We start from the raw sequence: 1,617 nt of genomic DNA on the forward strand, positions 1-1,617 counted from the left end.
TGAGACCTGATGCCGAGCCGATTGTGGTGAAGTGGATGATCCTATGCTGTCGAGAAAAGCCTCTAGCGAGTTTCATGGCGGCCCGTACCCTAAACCGACTCAGGTGGTCAGGTAGAGAATACCGAGGCGTTCGGGTGAACTATGGTTAAGGAACTCGGCAAAATGCCCCCGTAACTTCGGGAGAAGGGGGGCCATTCCTAGTGATAGCACGTGCTGCTTGAGCTGGGGGTGGCCGCAGAGACCAGCGAGAAGCGACTGTTTACTAAAAACACAGGTCCGTGCGAAGCCGTAAGGCGATGTATACGGACTGACGCCTGCCCGGTGCTGGAACGTTAAGGGGACCGGTTAGCTGCTCTTCGGGGTGGCGAAGCTGAGAACTTAAGCGCCAGTAAACGGCGGTGGTAACTATAACCATCCTAAGGTAGCGAAATTCCTTGTCGGGTAAGTTCCGACCTGCACGAATGGCGTAACGACTTCTCGACTGTCTCAACCATAGGCCCGGTGAAATTGCACTACGAGTAAAGATGCTCGTTTCGCGCAGCAGGACGGAAAGACCCCGGGACCTTTACTATAGCTTGATATTGGTGTTCGGTTCGGCTTGTGTAGGATAGGTGGGAGACTTTGAAGCGGCCACGCCAGTGGTTGTGGAGTCAATCTTGAAATACCACTCTGGTCGTGCTGGATGTCTAACCTCGGTCCGTGATCCGGATCAGGGACAGTGTCTGGTGGGTAGTTTAACTGGGGCGGTTGCCTCCCAAAGGGTAACGGAGGCGCCCAAAGGTTCCCTCAGCCTGGTTGGTAATCAGGTGGTGAGTGTAAGTGCACAAGGGAGCTTGACTGTGAGACTGACGGGTCGAGCAGGGACGAAAGTCGGGACTAGTGATCCGGCGGTGGCTTGTGGAAGCGCCGTCGCTCAACGGATAAAAGGTACCCCGGGGATAACAGGCTGATCTTCCCCAAGAGTCCATATCGACGGGATGGTTTGGCACCTCGATGTCGGCTCGTCGCATCCTGGGGCTGGAGTCGGTCCCAAGGGTTGGGCTGTTCGCCCATTAAAGCGGTACGCGAGCTGGGTTTAGAACGTCGTGAGACAGTTCGGTCCCTATCCGCTGTGCGCGTAGGAGTCTTGAGAAGGGCTGTCCCTAGTACGAGAGGACCGGGACGGACGAACCTCTGGTGTGCCAGTTGTCCTGCCAAGGGCATGGCTGGTTGGCTACGTTCGGGAGGGATAACCGCTGAAAGCATCTAAGCGGGAAGCCTGCTTCGAGATGAGGACTCCCACCCACTTGATGGGGTAAGGCTCCCAGTAGACGACTGGGTTGATAGGCCAGATATGGAAGCTCGGTAACGGGTGGAGTTGACTGGTACTAATAGGCCGAGGGCTTGTCCATAGCTGCTTCGCGTCCACTGTGCAGGTTCTGAAACAACGAACCGTCGATCCCCCACACACGCATCCGTGTGTGGGTGGGGTTGATCCGGTTGATAGTTTCATAGAGTTTCGGTGGTCATAGCGATTGGGAAACGCCCGGTTACATTCCGAACCCGGAAGCTAAGCCTTTCCGCGCCGATGGTACTGCAGGGGGGACCCTGTGGGAGAGTAGGTCGCCGCCGAACAAT

Annotated in this window: 2 rRNA genes; both read left to right on the plus strand. The window is 56.3% G+C overall.

Going from position 1 to position 1,617, the window contains the following annotated elements:
• A 23S ribosomal RNA gene (locus tag AB0M28_RS40430) occupies nucleotides 1-1,391 on the plus strand; the annotation flags it as partial.
• A 106-nt stretch (nucleotides 1,392-1,497) separates the two neighbouring features.
• Nucleotides 1,498-1,614 (plus strand): 5S ribosomal RNA (gene rrf, locus AB0M28_RS40435).
• Nucleotides 1,615-1,617 lie beyond the last annotated feature (3 nt).

This window comes from Streptomyces sp. NPDC051940 (assembly GCF_040680895.1).
Classification (GTDB): Bacteria; Actinomycetota; Actinomycetes; order Streptomycetales; family Streptomycetaceae; genus Streptomyces.